The organism is Streptomyces cinnamoneus (assembly GCF_002939475.1).
In the GTDB taxonomy this organism is placed as follows: domain Bacteria; phylum Actinomycetota; class Actinomycetes; order Streptomycetales; family Streptomycetaceae; genus Streptomyces; species Streptomyces cinnamoneus_A.
The window spans coordinates 6,001,403-6,020,884 of the sequence record NZ_PKFQ01000001.1 but is presented as its reverse complement, the minus strand read 5'-3'; the positions used below and the strand labels follow the sequence as shown (position 1 = coordinate 6,020,884).

Sequence of the window (19,482 nt, the reverse complement as noted above, 5' to 3'; positions counted from 1 at the left end):
CAGTGGTCGAGAAAGGGGGCGGGGCGGGCGGTCCGTCAGCTCTTGCCGTACTTCTGGTCGATGTAGGCGAACAGCGACTCCGCGGTGACCTGTTCTGCTGCTGTTCCGGTGCCGGGGTCGTCGGCGGGGGCCTCGGTCAGCTTCGTCAGCAGGGCCTGGAGGCGCTCCACGACGCCGGCGCGGGTCCCGCTGTCGGGCTCGGCCGCCGCGAGCGCGGCTTCCAGCCTCTCCAGCTCCGTGAGGATCCCGGCGGGGCGGCTCCGCCCCTGCTCGGACGGTTCCGCCGGGGCGAGGGTGCCGGAGGGGGCCGCGGTGCCCTCGGGGAGCAGCTTCGCGACCAGGTGGCCGGCCAGGGCCTCGGGCGTCGGGTAGTCGAAGACCAGGGTCACCGGCCAGCGCTTGCCCGTGCTCGCGCCGAGGCGGTTGCGGAACTCCACGGCGGTGAGGGAGTCGAAGCCGATCTCCCGGAACGCCCGTCCGGGCTCGATGAGGTCCGGGGAGGAGTGGCCGAGGACGCCGGCGGCCTGGGTGCGGACGAGGTCGAGCAGCGCGGTGAGGCGCTCGGTGGCGGGCAGCGCGGTGAGGCGCTCCACCAGCGTCGGCCCCTCCGCCGTGGCCGCGGGGCCGTTCACGGTGCGTCGCGTCCGGCGGCCGCCGGAGGCGACGGACCGGAACAGGGCCGGCACGGTGCCGTCCTGGCGGCGCAGCGAGCCGGTGTCGAGGGGCACGGCCACCATGAGCGACTCGTCGGAGGCGGCGGCGAGGTCGTAGAGCTCCAGGCCCTGCTCGGAGGTGAGCAGGGCGGCGCCCTGCCGCTTGATGCGGGTCAGGTCGGTCGCGCCGAGGTGCCCGGTCATGTCGCTGGCCTGCTCCCACAGGCCCCAGGCCATCGAGGTGGCGGGCAGGCCGCGGGCGCGGCGGTGCTGCGCGAGGGCGTCCAGGAAGGCGTTGGCGGCGGCGTAGTTGCCCTGCCCGGCGCTGCCGAAGGTGGAGGCGGCGGAGGAGAACAGGACGAACGACGTGAGGTCCGCGCCCAGGGTCAGCTCGTGGAGGTTGACCGCGGCGTCGACCTTCGGGCGCAGGACGACGTCGAGCCGCTCCGGGGTCAGGGACTCCACGACACCGTCGTCGAGGACGCCCGCCGCGTGGACCACGGCGGTGAGCGGGTGGTCCGCCGGAACGGACGCCAGCAGTGCGGCCAGGGCCGTGCGGTCGCCGGTGTCACAGGCGACGAGCCGGACCGTGGCGCCCGCCTCGGTGAGGTCGGCCACCAGTTCGGCGGCGCCGGGCGAGTCGGAGCCCCGGCGGCTGGTGAGCAGCAGGTTCCGTACGCCCTGCCGGGTCACCAGGTGGCGGGCGAGCAGGCCGCCCAGGGTTCCGGTGGCGCCGGTGAGCAGCACCGTGCCGTCGGGGTCGGGTGCGCTCGGCAGGGTCAGGACCACCTTGCCGACGTGGCGTGCCTGGCTCAGGAACCGGTACGCCTCGGGGGCGCGGTGGATGTCCCAGGCGGTGACCGGCGGGGTGCGCAGCACTCCGTCGCGGAAGAGTGCCAGGAGTTCGGTGAGCATCTCCTGGATGCGGTCGTGGCCGGCCTCGCCGAGGTCGAAGGCCCGGTAGCGGACGCCTTCGTGGCGGGCCGCGACCTCGTCGGCGTCGCGGATGTCGGTCTTGCCCATCTCCAGGAAGCGACCGCCGCCGGGCAGCAGCCGCAGCGAGGCGTCCACGAGTTCTCCGGAGAGGGAGTCGAGCACGACGTCCATGCCCCGGCCGTCGGTGGCGGCCAGGAAGCTCTCCTGGAACTCGGCCGTCCGCGAGGAGGCTATGTGCGTGTCGTCGAGCCCCAGGGCGCGCAGGGTGTCCCACTTGCCGCGGCTCGCGGTGCCGTAGACCTCGGCGCCGAGGTGCCGGGCCAGCTGGACCGCGGCCGTGCCGACGCCTCCGGCGGCCGCGTGGACCAGTACCTTCTCGCCGGGCCGTACGGCGGCGAGGTCCGTGAGGGCGTAGTACGCGGTGAGGAAGGTGACGGGCACGGAAGCCGCCTGGACGAACGACCAGCCCTCGGGCATCGGGGCGACGACCTTGCGGTCCGTCACCGCGACGGGCCCGAAGCCGCCGATGAACAGGCCCATGACCCGGTCGCCGGGTGCCAGGTCGATGACGCCCGGGCCGACTTCGAGGACCACGCCGGCGCCCTCGCTGCCCATCGTCTCCTCGTTGGGCACCACGCCGAGGGCGAGCACGACGTCCCGGAAGTTGACGCCGGCGGCCCGGACGGCGACCCGGATCTGGCCCTCTCCCAGCGGTGCGGTCGCCTCGGCGTTGTCGACGAGGGCGAGGCCGTCCAGGCTGCCCTTGACGGGGATGTCGAGCCGCCACGTGGCGGAGCCGGCGGGCGGCGACAGCAGGGTGGCCGAACCGGTGGCGGCACGCGTCAGCCGGGCGGCACGGAAGGTACCGCGCCGGACGGCGAGCTGCGGCTCGTCCAGGGCCGCGACGGCTGCGAGGGCCGGATACGCGTCCTCGTGACCGTCCAGGTCGACGAGGACGAACCGGTCGGGGTGCTCGGACTGCGCCGAGCGCAGCAGGCCCCACGACGGGGCGTTGACCAGGTCGGTGACGTGCTCGCCCCGCTCGGTGGCCACGGCCCCGCGGGTCACGAGGACCAGCCGGGAGGAGGCGAACCGGTCGTCGGCCAGCCAGCCCTGCACCAGGGCGAGGGTCCGGTGGGCGGCCTTCCGCACGGCCTCGGCGAGCGGAACTCCGGCGTCCGTGGCGGGCGGCGGCGCGAAGACCAGGACCGTCTCGGGGACGGGGACGCCCGCGGCGACGGCGTCGCCCAGGGCGGCCAGGTCGGCGTAGGCCCCGGTGTCCGCGAAGACCTCGGCGGCCTCCTCCGGGACGGCACCCACGATCGCGCGGGACACCGGCCCGCCCTCGGGGGTGCGGAGCGTGGTCCAGTCGACGCGGAACAGGGCGTCGTGGTGGGCGCTCGCGGGGGTGAGCTGGTCGAGGGACACGGTGCGGAGCGTCAGCGCGCCCACGCTGGCGACCGGCTGCCCGTGCTGGTCGGACACCGAGAGGGCGATCCCGTCGCCGTCGGCCGGCGAGAGCCGTACGCGCAGCGCCGAGGCGCCGGCGGCGTGCAGGGTGACCCCGTTCCAGGAGAACGGCAGGCGGGCCTGGCCGCTGTCGGCCTCCGCGCTGAGACCGGCGCCGAAGCCGATCGCGTGCAACGCGGCGTCGAGCAGCGCCGGGTGCAGGCCGTACGCACGGGCGTCAGCCGCCGCCTGTTCCGGCAGAGCCACCTCGGCGAAGACCTCGCTGCCGCGCCGCCACGCACGGCGCAGGCCCTGGAACACCGGGCCGTAACCGTAGCCGCGGTCGCGGAGGTCGTCGTAGCAGCCGTCGACCTCCACGGCCTCGGCGTCCGCCGGGGGCCACGCTTCGGTCTCCGCGACGGGGGCGGGGACGGCGGAGGACAGCAGACCGCTGGCGTGCCGGGTCCACGGCTGGTCGGCCGGGGCGTCGTCGGGACGCGAGTAGAGGTACAGGGCTCGGGACGCCTCGGGGCCGTCCGGGTCCTGGGACTCGTCGGGGCCGTCGACCACCAGCTGCACCTGGACGGCGCCCCGCTCCGGCAGTACGAGCGGCGCCTCCAGGGTCAGCTCCTCGACGGTCGGGAAGCCGATCTGGTCACCCGCGTGGACCGCCAGTTCCAGCAGTCCGGTTCCCGGCAGCAGGACGGCGTCCGCCACGGCGTGGTCCGCGACCCAGGCGTGCGACTGGAGCGAGAGACGGCCGGTGAACAGGTGGCCCCCCGTGTCGGCCAGCCGGACCCCGGCGCCGAGCAGCGGATGCCCGGCAGAACGCATACCGATCGATGCCACGTCGTGCAGCGCGGTGGCGGAGGGACGCGGCCAGTAGCGCTGGCGTTGGAAGGGATACGTCGGCAGATCGACACGACGTGCGCCGGTGCCGGTGAAGACCGTTGCCCAGTCGACATCCACACCACGGACATAGGCCTCTGCGAGTGAGGCAAGCATGCGCTCCTGGCCGCCCTCGCCACGACGCAACGTCCCGATCGTCGTGACAGACCGCTCGGCAGCGTCAGCGGTCTCTTCCACACCCATCAACAGGACCGGGTGAGCGCTGGTCTCGATGAACACATCATGGCCATCAGCCAGAAGCTGCTCGGTGGCCTTGGCGAACTCCACCGTCTGACGAAGATTGCGATACCAATACCCCGCGTCCAACATCGCGGTATCGACCTGCGTTCCCGTGACCGCGGAGTAGAACGGCACCTGACCACTACGCGGCTCAAGCGGCGCCAAAACCTCCAGCAAACGCTCCTCGATCACCTCGACCTGAGCCGAATGCGAGGCATAATCCACCGGCACCATACGCGCCCGCACACCATCAACCTCACACTGCGCGCGCACCGCCTCCAACGCCGCAGGCTCACCCGAGACCACGACCGAGCCCGGACCGTTGACCGCCGCAACCGACACCGCCGAACCATGCGGCTCAAGCCGCTGCACGGCCTCCTCCAACGGCAACGCCAGCGACAACATCCCACCGGCACCCGCCAGATCCAGCAGCAAACGACTGCGCAACGCCACCACACGCGCCGCATCACCCAGCGACAAACCACCCGCCACACACGCCGCAGCGATCTCACCCTGCGAATGACCCACCACCGCAGCAGGCTCCACACCATAAGAGCGCCACACCGCAGCCAGCGACACCATCACCGCAAACAGAACCGGCTGGACCACATCCACCCGCTCCAACAGCGACGCATCACCACTACGCACCACATCCAGCAACGACCAGTCCACAAACGGCTCCAACGCCGCCGCACACTCGCCCATCCGCCCAGCGAACACCGGCGAAGCATCCAACAACCCCGCCGCCATACCCACCCACTGCGAACCCTGACCCGGGAACACAAACACCACACCACCAGGCGAGCCGGCCACACCACGCACGACCTCAACCGTCGAACGGTCAGCGGCAAGCGCGTCGAGCGCGTTGACCAGTTCCTGGCGCCCAGCGCCCAGAACAACCGCACGGTGCTCCAGACCCGCACGGCCGGACACCAGCGAATGACCCGCATCCACCAACCGCAACCCAGGCCGGGAACCCACAAACGAAGCCAACTGCCCCGCCTGCGCCCGCAACGCCTCAGCACTCCGTGCCGAAACCACCCACGGCACCACAGCACCGGAACCGGCGTCAGCGTCAGCGTCGGACTCAGCAGCAGGCTGTGCAGGAGCAACAACGCCTTCGAGGATGACGTGCGCGTTCGTACCGCTCACACCGAATGCCGACACGCCGGCCCGGCGGGGCTCGCCCGTCTCCGGCCACTGCACCGCATCCGTCAGCAACTCGACCGCGCCGGCCGTCCAGTCCACCTTCGACGACGGCTCGTCCACGTGCAGCGTCCGCGGCAAGACTCCATGGCGCATCGCCATGACCATCTTCATCACGCCCGCGACACCGGCAGCGGCCTGCGTGTGACCCAGGTTCGACTTCACCGAACCCAGCCACAGCGGCCGGCCCTCCGCACGACCCTGGCCGTACGTCGCCAGCAGCGCCTGCGCCTCGATCGGGTCGCCCAGCGTCGTACCCGTACCGTGCGCCTCCACCGCATCAACCTGCTCCGGCGCAAGACCAGCACTCTCCAGCGCCTGCCGGATCACCCGCTGCTGCGACGGACCATTCGGCGCCGTCAGACCACTGCTCGCACCGTCCTGGTTCACCGCCGAACCACGCATGACAGCGAGCACCTTGTGCCCGTTGCGCTCGGCGTCCGCCAGCCGCTCCAGGACGAGCATGCCGACGCCCTCGGCCCAGCCCGTGCCGTCTGCGGAGTCGGAGAACGCCTTGCAGCGACCGTCCGCCGCAAGTCCCCGCTGACGGCTGAACTCGACGAACGCGCCCGGCGTGGACATCACGGTGATGCCACCGGCCAGGGCGAGCGTGCACTCTCCGTGCCGCAGCGCCTCGCCCGCCAGGTGCAAGGCCACCAGGGACGACGAGCACGCCGTGTCCACGGTGACCGCAGGACCCTCCAGGCCCAGCGTGTACGAGATGCGGCCGGACAGGGCGCTGGCCGCGTTCCCGGTGCCCAGGTAGCCCTCGGTGTCGTCCTCCGCGTCGGCGAGGAGCCTCATGTAGTCCTGGCCGTTGGTGCCGGCGAAGACACCGGTACGGCTGCCGCGGAGCGACAGGGGCGGGACACCGGCGTGCTCGAGCGCCTCCCACGAGGTCTCCAGCAGCAGACGCTGCTGCGGGTCCATGGCCACGGCCTCACGCGGCGAGATGCCGAAGAAGTCGGCGTCGAACTCCGTGACGCCCTGCAGGAAGCCGCCCTCGCGCACGTAGCTCGTTCCGGAGTTGTCCGGGTCCTCGTCGAAGAGACGGTCGAGGTCCCAGCCGCGGTCGGCCGGGAACTCCGCGATGCCGTCCCCACCCGTGGCCAGGAGCTGCCACAGCTCCTCCGGCGAGGTCACCCCGCCGGGGAAGCGGCAGCTCATGCCGACGATGGCGATCGGCTCGTGCCCACCGTCCTCCAGCTCGGCCAGACGCCGGCGCGTACGGCGCAGGTCGGCCGTCACGCGCTTGAGGTAGTCACGGAGCTTCTCTTCGTTGGGTACCTCGTGGGACACAGCACATCACCTCAGCTGGGAGTTCAGGACGGGGTCGGGTCGGTCGGGTCGGATTCGTCGGTTCAGAAGTCGCCGAGCTCTTCGTCGATGAGCTTGAAGATCTCCTCATCCGTGGCCGATTCGATCCGGCCGTCGTCGTCCTCGTCCGTTGCGCGTACGGTGCCGCGCCATGTCGTCAGGATGTCGTTCAACTTGCCGATGACGGCCGTGCGTTCCTCGTCCGACGCCATGGCGGCAAGGGCCGTCTCGATCTTTCCGAGCCCTGTCAGTGCGGATTCGACCGACACCTCGTCGGTGTTGTCGTCCTCCGGCACGAACTGTGTCCGCAGGTATGCGGCGAGCGCGGCCGGTGTCGGGTAGTCGAAGAGCAGGGTGGCCGGGAAGGCGAGGCCGGTCAGGCGCTGGAGGCCGTTCCGCAGCTCGACCGCGGTCAGCGAGTCGAAGCCCATGTCCATGAAGCCGCGTTCGGGCGTGACGGACTGTGCCGAGGAGTGCCCCAGGACAGTGGCCACGTGATTGCGGACCACGTCCAGCAGTACGCGCTCCCGCCCGCTCTCGCTCAGGCCGGACAGTCGCTGCGCCAGGTCGGCGCCCTGGGTGCCCGCGGTGGAGTCCGCGTCGTCCACCTGCCCGGCTTCCAGCGCCGCACGAGCCTCGGCCAGTTCGTCGAACAGTGCGCTGGGCCGGGCAGCGGTGAAGGACGGGGCGAAGCGCGGCCAGTCCAGGTCGGCGACGGTGACGGCCGTCTCGTCGGCGTCGAGCACCTGTCGCAGTGCCGACAGCGCGAGGTCGGGCGCCATGGCCGACACGCCACTGCGACGCAACCGCTCCTCGACCGCCTTGGCATCCACCGCCATACCACCGTCAGCCCAAGCACCCCAAGCCACCGACGTACCCGGCAGACCCTGCTGACGACGGAACTCCGCCAAGGCATCCAGCACCGCGTTCGCCGCAGCGTAATTGCCCTGCCCCGGGCTACCGGCCGTGCTCGCGAGGGAGGAGAACATCACGAACGCCGACAGGTCGAGATCGCGGGTGAGGTCGTGCAGGGTCAGCGCGGCGTCCGCCTTCGGGCGCAGCACCGTCGCGATCCGATCACCCGTGAGTCCGTCGAGGACACCGTCATCGAGCACACCAGCCGTGTGGAACACCGCGCTCAGCGGCGCATCAGCCGGAACCGACGCCAGAACACGAGACAAAGCCTCACGATCCGCAACATCACACGCGACGACATCGACCTCAGCACCCGACATCGCCAGCTCGTCCCGCAGCTCCACAGCCCCCGGAGCCTCCAGCCCACGACGGCTCAACAACACCAGACGCCCGGCACCCAGACCCACCAACCAACGAGCCACATGCGCACCCAGCGCACCCGTACCACCCGTCACCAACACCGTGCCCGCCGGCACCCACGCACCGGAGACCACACCACTCAACCGCGCCCGCACAAGACGACGAACGAAAGCACCCGACGACCGAACCGCGAACTGATCCTCACCAGCAGCCGCACCAGCCAACACACCACACAACCGGTCCAGAACACCCTCGTCCCACACCACCGGCACATCGACCAGACCACCCCACCGATCAGGATGCTCCAGCCCCACCACACGCCCGACACCCCACACCGCCGAACCACTCACATCAACAAGCCGGTCACCAGAAGCAGCAACCACCGCACCCCGCGTCACCAACCACAACGGAGCCCCCACACCCGCATCACCCAACGCCTGCGTCAGCGTTACGGACGCGCCGACCGTGTCGGCGAGCGACAGCACTCCGGCGATCTGCTCCGAGTCCGCGAGGGCACGCAATGCCTCGGCGAGGGTGTGGCGGTCAGGCGTCCCCTCGAACTCCACGGGCACGACGTGCGCACCGCGCGACTCCAGGCCGGACAGCAACTGGTCGTCGGCAGCGCCGGAGGGCACCACAGCGAGCCACGTACCGCGCAAGGTCTGCGCCGGAAGGTTTCCGACCGGCTTCCAGTCGACGCGGTAGCGCCACGCGTCAACGGTGGACGCGTTGCGGTGCTCGCGCCGCCACGACGACAGGGCGGGCAGGACGCTGCCGAGAGCCTCCTCGTCAGCCACCTTCAGCGTCGAAGCCAAAGCGGAGAGGTCCTCGCTCTCCACGGCCTCCCAGAACGCGATGTCCGTCGCGTCCTCGGCAGTCCGGACGGACTCCGCCTCCGGGACCATCCAGAAGCGCTCGCGGTCGAAGGCGTAGGTGGGGAGGTCGACGCGACGGGCGCCGGTCCCCTCGTAGAACGCGCACCAGTCGACGTCCGTACCGTGGACGTGCAGCGTGGAGAGCGCCGCCAGCAGCGCCTGCTCCTCCGACCGGTCACGACGCAGAGCCGGGACAAGCAGCGCGTCCTCAGAGACACACTCACGCGCCATCGCCGACAGCGTCCCGTCCGGACCCAGCTCCAGGAACCGCGTCACACCCTGGGCGCTCAGAGCCGCGATACCGTCCGCGAAACGGACAGCCTCCCGCACATGACGCACCCAGTACTCCGGCGCACACAGCTCCTCGGCCGTCGCCAGAGCACCCGTCACATTGGAGACGACCGGAATACGCGGCGCGTGGTAGGTGAGGGTCGCCGCGACCTTCCCGAACTCCTCCAGCATCCCGTCCATGTGACCCGAGTGGAACGCATGGCTCACCCGCAGACGCTTGGTCTTCACACCCACCGACGAGAAGCTCTCCGCCACCCGGGTCACCGCGTCCGCATCACCGGAGAGGACCACGGACTCGGGGCCGTTGACCGCGGCCACCCATACGCCGTGGGTGTCGTCGGTCGCCGCCCGCACGTCCGCCTCCGGCGCGGCCACCGACACCATGACGCCCCCCGTCGGCAGCGCCTGCATCAGCAAGGCACGTGCCGCGACCAGCTTCGCGGCGTCGGGGAGGGACAGCACACCGGCCACGTGCGCCGCCGTCAGCTCACCGATCGAATGACCGGCGAGGCAGTCCGGCGTGATCCCCCACGACTCGGCGAGGCGGAACAGCGCGGTCTCCACAGCGAACAGAGCGGGCTGCGTGAAGCCCGTACGGTCCAACACCTCCGCGTCCTCACCGAACACCACCTCACGCAGCGGCCGATCGAGATGACGATCCAGCTCCGCACAGACAGCGTCAAAGGCTTCCGCGAACACCGGGAAACGACCGTACAACTCACGGCCCATCCCCAGACGCTGAGCACCCTGACCGGTGAACAACACCGCCAGGTCACCAGGCCCAGCCACGCCCTCGACCACACCCGGCGCAACAGCACCAGATGCAAGCGCCGACAGCGCAGCCACAGCACCCTCACGGTCAGCCGCGACCACCGCAGCACGGTGCTCCAGCGCCGCCCGCGTCGTGACCAGCGAGAAACCGATGTCCGCCGAGGTCACGCCCGGCGTGGCCTCGACGAACGCAGCCAAGCGGCGTGCCTGGCCACGAAGGGCCTTCTCGCTGCGCGCGGACAGCGTCAACGGGATCAAGCCGTTGTCACTGCCACGGTCATTCCCGTTCTCGGTCTCGTTCCCGGTCTCGGTCCCGCCCTGCTCGTCCATCCCGTCGACAGCCGGAGCGGCCTCAAGGATGACGTGCGCGTTCGTACCGCTGATGCCGAAGGAGGACACACCGGCACGACGGGGCTGCCCCGTCTCCGGCCACTCCACCGCCTCGGTCAACAGCTCGACGCCCCCCGACGCCCAGTCGACGTGCGGCGACGGCTCGTCCACGTGCAGCGTCTTCGGCAGCACACCGTGGCGCATCGCCAGCACCATCTTGATGACGCCCGCCACGCCCGCGGCCGACTGGGTGTGGCCGATGTTGGACTTCACCGAACCCAGCCACAACGGCTGACCCTCGGCGCGCTCCTTGCCGTACGTCGCCAGCAGGGCCTGCGCCTCGATCGGGTCACCCAGAGCCGTACCCGTACCGTGCGCCTCCACCGCATCAACCTGATCCGGCGCAAGACCAGCACTCTCCAGCGCCTGCCGGATCACCCGCTGCTGCGACGGACCATTCGGCGCCGTCAAACCATTCGACGCACCATCCTGATTCACCGCCGAACCACGCACCACCGCCAACACCCGGTGCCCGTTGCGCTCAGCATCCGACAGCCGCTCCAGCAGAAGCATGCCGACGCCCTCGGCAAGCCCCATGCCGTCCGCGGCACTTGAGAACGCCTTGCAGCGGCCGTCCGCCGCCAGGGCTCGCTGACGGCTGAAGCCCGCGAACGGTTCGAGGGTGGGCATGACCACGACGCCTCCGGCGAGCGCCATCTCGCATTCGCCCTGCCGCAGGGACTGCGCCGCCCAGTGCAGCGCCACGAGCGACGACGAGCAGGCCGTGTCGACCGTGACCGCCGGGCCCTCCAGACCGAGGGTGTACGACACGCGGCCGGACAGGACGCTCGCGGCGGTGCCGGTGACGCGGTGGGCCTCCGACCCTTCGGGCGAGTGCTGGAGGTCGCCGCCGTAGTGCTGTGCGGCAGCGCCCACGAAGACGCCGCCACGGGTCCCGCGCAGCGTCAGCGGATCGATGCCGGCGCGCTCGAGTGCCTCCCAGGAGGTCTCCAGCAGCAGACGCTGCTGCGGGTCCATGGCGAGGGCCTCACGCGGGGCGATGCCGAAGAAACCCGCGTCGAACTCGGCCGCGTCGTGCAGGAACCCGCCCTCGCGGACGTAGCTGGTGCCGGGGCGGTCCGGGTCCGGGTCGAAGAAGCCGTCCAGGTTCCAGCCGCGGTCGGCAGGGAAGTGCGAGATCCCGTCACCGCCGGTGGTCAGCAGCTGCCACAGATCCTCGGGCGAGGTGACCCCGCCCGGGTAGCGGCAGCTCATGCCGACGATCACGATCGGGTCGTCGTCCACCGCTGCCCGGACGGCCGGCGTGGCACCCGGCTCGTCCGTGCCCGTCCCGAAGAGCGTGCCGGCGAGGTGCCGGACCAGCGCCTGCGGGGTCGGGTGGTCGAAGATCAGCGTTGCGGGCAGGCGCACACCCATCGCGGTCTGCAAGCGGTTGCGCAGCTCCACCGCGGTGAGCGAGTCGAAGCCGAGCTCGCGGAACGCGCGGTCCTCGGCGATCGCCGACGCCGAGGCGTGCCCGAGCACGGCGGCGGCGTGGGCGCGGATCAGTTCCCCGATCTCGCGGTCCCGTTCCTTCTCCCCCAGCGCTGCGAGGCGTGCCGGCCCGCTCTCGCTGCCCTGCTCCCCGGTACCGGCGCTGACGGCCAGGTCGGAGTTCTCGGCGCGGTCCACGGCCGCCCGTGCCTCGGAGATCCCGTCGAGGAGCGGGCGGGGGCGGGCCATGGTGAAGGCGGGGACGAAGCGGTCCCAGTCGACGTCGGCCACGGCGATGAAGGTCTCGTCGTGGTCGAGCACCTGCTGGAGCGCGGTGAAGGCCAGGTCCGGCTCGATGAAGGGCAGGCCCTGGCGGCGCAGCTGCTCGGGGAGCACCTGGGCACGCTCGGCGCCGCTGTCCCAGATGCCCCACGCCACTGACGTCGCCGTGAGACCGCGGGCGCGACGCCGCTCCGCGAGTGCGTCCAAGTAGGCGTTCGCGGCGGCGTAGGCGGCGTGGTTACCGCTGCCCCAGACGCCCGAGATCGAGGAGAAGAGCACGAAGGCGTCGAGCTCGGAGCCGAAGAGCTCGTCAAGGTACTCGGCGCCCCGGGCCTTGGCGTCGACGACGGCCGCGAATTCGGCCAGGTCGGACTCGTCGAGCGAGGCCAGCTCCGTGTACGCGGCGGCGTGGATCACGGACCGCACGGGGTGCTCGGCGTCCTTGAGCCATCCGGCCAGGGCCACGACGGCGTCCCGGTCCGCCATGTCGCAGGCGACGACGGTGACACGCGTGCCGAGCGCGGTGATCTCCGCCACGAGCTCGTCGGCTCCCGGGGCGTCGGGGCCCCGGCGGCTTGTCAGCACCAGCTGGTCGGCGCCGTTGCGGGCCAGCCAGCGCGCGATGTGCGGCCCCAGCCCACCGGTGGCACCGGTGACCAGGACGGTGCCGCGGGGCCGCCACGTACGGGTGGCGACGGCGTCCCCGAGAGGGGCGCGTACGAGCCGGCGGACGTAGACGCCGGAGGGCCGGACGGCGAGCTGGTCCTCGTCGCCGGACACGCCGAGGACACCGCACAGCCGGTCGAGGACACGCTCGTCGGCGTCCTGCGGAAGGTCGATCAGACCGCCCCAACGCTCCGGGTGCTCCAGCGAGATGACCCGGCCGAGACCCCAGACCTGTGCCTGCCCGGCGTTCGTGAGCGCGTCGGCTCGACCGGTGGAGACCGCCCCCCGGGTCATGAGCCAGAGCGGTGCCTGGATCCCGGCATCACCGAGGGCCTGGGTCAGCACGACCGTGGCGGCGGTGCCCGAGGGAAGACCCGTGTGCAGCGGATGGAAACCGTCGCCCAGCGCGACGAACGACAGGACGCCGGCGATCTGCGTGGAGTCCGCCGTGGTACGAAGCCGGCCGGCCAGCTCGTCGCGCTCGGACGTCTCGTCGAGCACGATGCGGACGATGTTCGTGCCGCGCGCCTCCAGGGCGTTCATCCACAGCTCACCGGAGCCGTCGGAAGGCAGGAGGGCGAGCCAGGTGCCGGAGAGGGTACGCGCCTGGGCACCTGAGATCGGCGTCCAGTCGATGCCGTACCGCCAGTCGTCGACCGTCGACAGGTCCCGGTGCTGCCGCCGCCACGACGAGAGCGCGGGCAGCACCGCGCTGAACGGGTCACCGTCCGCCACGCGCAGCTCCGAGGCCAGCGAGGCGAGGTCCTCGCGTTCGACGGCGTCCCAGAACTTGCTTTCCGCGGCGTTGGCGGGCTGAGCGGTACCGAGGTCGTGGGCGGGCTGGGGGGCGTCGAGCCAGTAGCGCTGGCGCTGGAAGGGATACGTCGGCAGATCGACACGACGCGCGCCGGTGCCGGTGAAGACCGTTGCCCAGTCAACCTCAACCCCATGGACATAAGCCTCGGCGAGTGAGGCAAGCATGCGCTCCTGGCCGCCCTCGCCACGACGCAACGTCCCGATCGTCGTCACAGACCGCTCGGCAGCGTCAGCGGTCTCTTCCACACCCATCAACAGGACCGGGTGAGCGCTGGTCTCGATGAACACATCATGGCCATCAGCCAGAAGCTGCTCGGTGGCCTTGGCGAACTCCACCGTCTGACGAAGATTGCGATACCAATACCCCGCGTCCAACATCGCGGTATCGACCTGCGTTCCCGTGACCGCGGAGTAGAACGGCACCTGACCACTACGCGGCTCAAGCGGCGCCAAAACCTCCAGCAAACGCTCCTCGATCACCTCGACCTGAGCCGAATGCGAGGCATAATCCACCGGCACCATACGCGCCCGCACACCATCAACCTCACACTGCGCGCGCACCGCCTCCAACGCCGCAGGCTCACCCGAGACCACGACCGAGCCCGGACCGTTGACCGCCGCAACCGACACCGCCGAACCATACGGCTCAAGCCGCTGCACGGCCTCCTCCAACGGCAACGCCAGCGACAACATCCCACCGGCACCCGCCAGATCCAGCAGCAAACGACTGCGCAACGCCACCACACGCGCCGCATCACCCAGCGACAAACCACCCGCCACACACGCCGCAGCAATCTCACCCTGCGAATGACCCACCACCGCAGCAGGCTCCACACCATAAGAGCGCCACACCGCAGCCAGCGACACCATCACCGCAAACAGAACCGGCTGGACCACATCCACCCGCTCCAGCAACGACGCATCACCACTACGCACCACATCCAGCAACGACCAGTCCACAAACGGCTCCAACGCCGCCGCACACTCGCCCATCCGCCCAGCGAACACCGGCGAAGCATCCAACAACCCCGCCGCCATACCCACCCACTGCGAACCCTGACCCGGGAACACAAACACCACACCACCAGGCGCGGAAGCCTCACCCCGCACCACACCAGCAGCATCACCCCCGGCAGCCACAGCAGCCAGCAACCCCAGCGCCGCATCACCACTCTCCGCCAACACCACCGAACGGTGACGGAAAACCGACCGCGACACCGCCAGCGACCAGCCCACATCCCCCAGGCCCAGACCCGGAGCAGACCCCACAAACGAAGCCAACTGCCCCGCCTGCGCCCGCAACGCCTCCTCCGTACGACCCGACAACACCCACGGCACCAGGCCCGACGGCTCACTCACCGCATCCTCAGGCTCCGCAGAAGCCGCAGAGCCTTCCAGGATGACGTGAGCATTCGTACCGCTGATCCCGAACGCGGATATGGCCGCACGGCGGGGTTCACCGGTCTCCGGCCACTCCACGGAGTCCGTCAGCAGCTCGACCGCACCTGCCGACCAGTCGACGTGCGGCGACGGCTCGTCGACGTGCAGGGTCCGCGGGAGCACACCATGCCGCATCGCCATCACCATCTTGATGACACCAGCGACACCGGCAGCGGCCTGCGTGTGACCCAGGTTCGACTTCACCGAACCCAGCCACAACGGCTGACCCTCCGCACGACCCTGGCCGTACGTCGCCAGCAGGGCCTGCGCCTCGATCGGGTCGCCCAGCGTCGTACCCGTTCCGTGCGCCTCCACCGCATCCACATCACCCGCGGACAACCGCGCGTTCGCCAGCGCCTGCCGGATCACCCGCTGCTGCGACGGACCATTGGGCGCCGTCAGGCCGTTCGACGCACCATCCTGATTCACCGCCGAACCACGCACCACCGCCAGCACCGGGTGACCGTTGCGACGGGCGTCGGAGAGCCGCTCGACGAGCAGCATGCCCACACCCTCAGCCCAACCCGTACCATCCGCCGCACCAGCAAACGCCTTGCAACGACCATCACCGGACAGACCACGCTGACGGCTGAACTCCACGAACACATCCGGCGTGGACAACACCGTCACACCACCCACGAGCGCCATCGAGCACTCACCCTGACGCAACGACTGCGCCGCCAGATGCAACGCCACCAACGACGACGAACACGCCGTGTCCACCGTCACCGCAGGCCCCTCCAAGCCCAACGTGTACGCCACACGACCCGTGGCCACACTCCCCGCGTTACCGGTTTCGAGGTATCCCTCGATGTCCTCGGGGACGGCGCTGAGGCGGCTGGCGTAGTCGTGGTACATCAAACCGGCGAACACGCCGATCTGCTGGCCGCGCACGGACTGCGGGTCGATGCCCGCCCGCTCGAACGCCTCCCACGACGTCTCCAGCAACAACCGCTGCTGCGGATCCATGGCGAGGGCCTCACGCGGTGAGATCCCGAAGAACTCCGCGTCGAAGTCGGCCGCGTCGTGCAGGAAGCCGCCCTCGCGCGCGTAGCTCGTGCCCGTGTGGTCCGGATCCGGGTGGTAGAGCGCCTCCAGGTCCCAGCCGCGGTCGGTGGGGAACGCCGACACGGCGTCGCCACCGGTGGACACCAGGTTCCACAGGTCTTCGGGGGACGTCACGCCGCCGGGGTAGCGGCAGCCCATGCCCACGATGGCGATCGGCTCGTCGGCAGCCGGCGTGCTGGCGGAACCCTGGTCGGCGGGTTCGTCCGTCGCGCCGGCCAGTGCAGCCCGAAGGTAGCCGATCACGGCGTGGGGGGTCGGGTGGTCGAAGACGAGGGTGGCGGGCAGGGCCAGGCCGGTGGCGTTCACCAGGCGGTTGCGGAGCTCCACGCCGATCAGTGACGTGAAGCCCAGTTCCCGGAAGCTGCGGTGTGCGTCGAACGCGTCGGGGTCGAGGTCGCCGTGCACGGCCGTCACCTCGGTGCGCAGCAGCTCGTGCAGGACGCGTGCCTGCTCGGCGTCGGCACGGTCGGCGAGCCGGTTGCGGAGCTCCGACAGAGTGGCGGCGGCGTCGTCCGCGTCCACGACCGTGGGCATCAGCTCACGGCAGAGGGCCGTCAGCGGGGCCTCGGCTGTTTGCCGCTGGACGGCGGCGAGGTCGATGCGCGCGGGGACGAACAAGGCCTCGTCCGTGGCGAAGGCGACGTCGAGGAGCCCCCGTGCGTCGCGCGGCGCAAGCGTGGCGTATCCGGGAGCCGGGCTGTCGGTGCCCGGGCCGGCCCAGGGGCCCCAGGCGAGCGAGGTGGCGGGCAGGCCGTGCGCGCGGCGGTGGTGTGCCAGGGCGTCGAGGAATCCGGCTGCCGCCGAGCCGCTCGCCGCGGTGCCGGGTGCGGCTGAGAAGAGGACGAATGCCGCGAGGTCGAGGTCCGCCGTCAGCTCGTGCAGGTGGAGGGCGCCGTCCATGTGGGTGCGCAGGACCTCGTCGAGTCGGTCTCGCGGCGTCGCCGTGGCGTCGCCGTCGAGCTGCGCACCGGCAGCGTGGACCACGGCGGTGAGGGGGTGTTCGTCCGGAATCCGGGCGAGGAGGGATTCCAGCTGGGCCCGGTCGGCCACATCGCAGGGGGTGACCGTGACGGTGGCTCCTGCTTCGGTGAGCTGTGCGACGAGCGCGTTCGTGTCTTCGCTCGTGTCGCCGCTCGTGTCGCCGTCGGCCGGGTCGCCGGTCAGGACGAGGTGGCGTACGCCGTGTGCGGTGACGAGCTGACGGGCGGCCAGTCGTCCCGCTTCGCCGCTGCCGCCGGTGATCAGTACGGTGCCCCGTGCGTACCGAGCGGTGGGGCCGCCGGTCATGGTGGCGGGGGCCCGTCGCAGGCGGGGCGCGTGGGCGACGCCCGCGCGGATGGCGAGCTGCGGTTCGTCGTGGGCCGCGGCGGCGGCCACCGTCGTCCGTGACGCCTCGTCGTCGTCCAGGTCGAGCAGCGTCACGCGGCCGGGGTGAGCGGCCTGAACGGTGCTCAAAACGCTTCGCACCGCAGCGCCCGTCAAGTCGGTGACTTCGTCGCCGGGGGCGGCGGAGACGGCGGAGCGGGTGATGACGACCAGTCGGGCGGCGGCGAACCGCTCGTCGTCGAGCCAGGCACGCACCGAGTCCAGGACCGTGAGGGCGGCCGCGCGGACGCCCTGGCCCTCGGCGGCGAGGTCGCCGGGGGTGACGGAGAGGGCGACGACGCGGGGGGCCGGTGCGCCGGCCTCGACGGCGGCGCGGAGGGCGGCCAGGTCCGGGTGGGCGGTGGCGCCGGGTATCAGTGCCTCGGTGCCGGTCTCGGCCCAGGCCGCCGTGTCGGGGGTGCCGGCAGTGGACACGGGGGTCCAGTCGATCCGGTGGAGCGTCTCGTACGAGGCGTCGCCGATCGTGAGCAGCCGTGCGGGGTGCTCCGCCAGGAGATGGCGGATGATCTTTCCGGATCCGGTGCGGGGGATGTCCCGGACGGCGTGGAACTCGGCGGGGATCTTGTAGCTCGCCAGTCGTTCGCGGGCGACGGCGAGGAGGGTTTCGCGGTCGAGGTGCGCCTGGTCGTCCAGGATGAGGTAGGCCACGGGCACTTCGCCCAGGGTGGCGTGGGGCTTGCCCGCGACGGCGGCGTCCGCGACTCCCGGTGCGGCGCGCAGCGCTTCCTCGACCTCGGTGGGGTGGATGTTCTCGCCGCCACGGATGATGAGTTCCTTGATGCGGCCGCTGATGGTCAGGTAGCCGTTCTCGTCGCGTCGGGCCAGGTCCCCGGTGCGGTACCAGCCGTCGCGCACGGCCGTGGCGGTGGCTTCGGGCTGGTTGTGGTAGCCGATCATCAGGCTCGGGCCGCTGACCCAGACCTCGCCCTCGACGCCGACCGCCACCTCGTCGCCCGTCCCGGGGTCGGCCACCTTCACGCCGAGGCCGGGTACGGGCAGCCCGCAGGATCCCGTGACCTTCGCGCCGTCGGGGCGGTTGATGGCGATCATGCCGCACGTCTCGGTGCTGCCGTAGCCGTCGAGGAGGGGCAGCCCGAAGGTGTCCTCGAAGGACCGTGCGAGCGACGGCGCGGTCACCGCTCCGGCGACGAGGCACGCCCGGAGGGCGGGGGCCTCCAGCCCGCCGTCGCGGGCTCCGAGCACCATCTGGTGGTACATCGTCGGCACGCCGGCGAGCAGCGTGAACGGTTCGCTGCGCACGAGGTCCAGCACGTCCTCGGCGGCGAACCCGCCCATGACGCGGGCCGTGGCGCCGGTGGCGGTCACGCCGATGAGGCACAGGATGTGGGCCAGGCTGTGGAACAGGGGCAGCGGCCACAGCACCCGGTCCTGCTCGGACAGTCCCAGGATGGGCGCGTAGCAGGCGGCCACGGACCACAGGCAGCTGCGCTGGGTGGACAGCACGCCCTTCGGCCTTCCGGTGGTGCCGGAGGTGTAGAGCATCCACGCCGGTTCGTCCAGGCCCAGGTCGTCACGGGCCGGGGTGGCGGGGGTGGAGGTGGCCAGGGTCTCGAACGCGAGGGTGCCGGGTGCCTCGTCACCGACCAGCACGACGGTCACGTGCGCGCGCCCGTCGCCCAGGACGCGGGTGACCTGTGCCAGGTGGGCGGTGTCGGTGATGACGGCGCGCGCGCCGCTGTCGTCGAGGACGTGCGCGATCTCGGCTTCGGCGGACAGCGGGTTGACGGGCACTCCGACGTTGGCGGCACGGGTGACGGCGAGGAAGCCCTCGACCACCTCGACGCTGTTGTTGAGGAGCAGCACCACGCGGTCGCCGCGCTGCAGGCCCAGTCCGGAGAGGTGACCGCCGAGACGGGCGGTGCGCCGCTCGAGGTCGCGGTAGCAGACGCTGCGCCGCCCGTCGGCGAAGGCGACCTTGTCACCGCGCTGTTCGGCGTGGCCACGCAGCAGTTCGGGCAACGGCCGGATCAGCTCTGCACGCACGTTGGGTTCCTCTTCCTCGCTTCGAAGTGCCGCGTGCCGGGACCGCCCGGCAGGGCACACCAGCCCATGTCCATGGCCGGTGTGCCACGAGGACG

General features: G+C 71.2%; 1 protein-coding gene and 1 pseudogene. Both read right to left on the bottom strand.

The features are described 5' to 3' along the window. Positions 1-35: 35 nt before the first annotated feature. Positions 36-6,671 (bottom strand): type I polyketide synthase, encoded by a 6,636-nt coding sequence (locus tag CYQ11_RS26615; protein WP_099202843.1) that lies wholly within the window; start codon positions 6,669-6,671, stop codon positions 36-38. Positions 6,672-6,733: 62 nt separating this feature from the next. Further along, positions 6,734-19,333, bottom strand: a pseudogene (locus tag CYQ11_RS30510) (type I polyketide synthase); the annotation flags it as partial. Between the last annotated feature and the right edge of the window lie 149 nt (positions 19,334-19,482).